A 1,174-nucleotide genomic window follows, 5' to 3' on the forward strand; every position below is an offset into this window, starting at 1 on the left:
TCCTGAGCCTTCTGTATCGCCACTTTGCTATGCTGCCCCCGTCAGCGACCTTGGCCGAGGCTGCTGACGGGGCGGTGTATGGCGTCTGAGCCTTGTGGGTTGGACCACGTTTCTTAGCGAGCCAGCACCGTCTCTTCTTTCATCATCTCGAACAGTTGCATGTGGCCGATCAGGACCACGGATCAGAAGGAAGAGAACATGGACACGGTAACACGGGCTGCAATCATTGGCATAGATGTCAGTCGCGACTGGCTAGACGTTCATTGCCTGTCAGACAACCAAAGACTTCGATTGCCCAACACGGATGAAGGGCATGAGCGCTTGAGTGAGATGGCTCTCTCACAAAGTGCCTTGGTGTGTTTTGAGGCGACCGGAGGCCAGGAATGGCGCTTGTGGTCTGCCCTCCACGCCGAAGGTGTCACGACCCGGCAATTGCCACCAGCTCAGATCAAAGCCTTCGCTGCCAGCCGGGGCACACGGGCCAAGACGGATCGGATCGACGCAGAACTCATTGCGCACTTCATGGCGTTCAGGCCAGATGCAGGGCGGACCCTTCCACATATTAAATTGCGTCTTCTCAGAGCCCTAACCTCAAAGCGGGGCCAGTTGGTCGAAACCCGAAAGCGTTTTCTCGCGCAGATCAAGGCGCACGGGAAGCTTGGATCAGCCGAGATGTTCGCGGACATGGACGAAGACCTCAAAGGAATGTTGGACTACCAAATTACCGAGCTTGAAGCTCGGATCGAACAGATCATCGCGACAGATGAAGGCCTGGCCAAGACTGCTGACATCTTGCGCTCCGTCCCTGGGATCGGACCTGTCGCCAGCACGATGCTGATCGCCGAAATGCCGGAACTGGGACAAATCACAGGCGAGCAAGCCGCAGCGCTCACTGGGCTTGCGCCGATTGCACATGACAGTGGAGCCATGCGCGGCAAGCGTGCTATTGCAGGCGGACGACGCCTATTGCGACACGTGATGTTCCAAGCGGCACTCGTTGCAAGTTATCACAATCCAGTCCTGAAGGTCTTCGCTGATCGTCTGCGTGCCGCCGGAAAACCACACAAGGTCATCATCACCGCAGTCGCCCGAAAGCTTGTCACAATCGCAAACGCAATGTGCAAAGCTCGCCAGAAATGGGCCATTCAACCTGCCTGAGAAATACAGTTGCTAA

1 protein-coding gene is annotated in these 1,174 nt (G+C 56.6%); it reads left to right on the forward strand.

The genetic code is table 11. From position 1 onward, the window contains the following. The first annotated feature begins 198 nt into the window (after positions 1-198). Positions 199-1,158 carry an IS110 family RNA-guided transposase gene (locus AC2FJ5_RS21345; protein WP_496794521.1) on the forward strand — a complete coding sequence of 320 codons (960 nt, stop codon included), beginning with the start codon at positions 199-201 and terminating at the stop codon, positions 1,156-1,158. The last annotated feature ends 16 nt before the right edge of the window (positions 1,159-1,174 follow it).

This window comes from Ruegeria sp. CDSA221, from assembly GCF_059611825.1.

Excerpts from the sequence above, each read along its gene's own strand:
- AC2FJ5_RS21345 (WP_496794521.1), top strand. The coding sequence starts at position 199 with ATGGACACGGTAACACGGGCTGCAATCATTGGCATAGATGTCAGTCGC.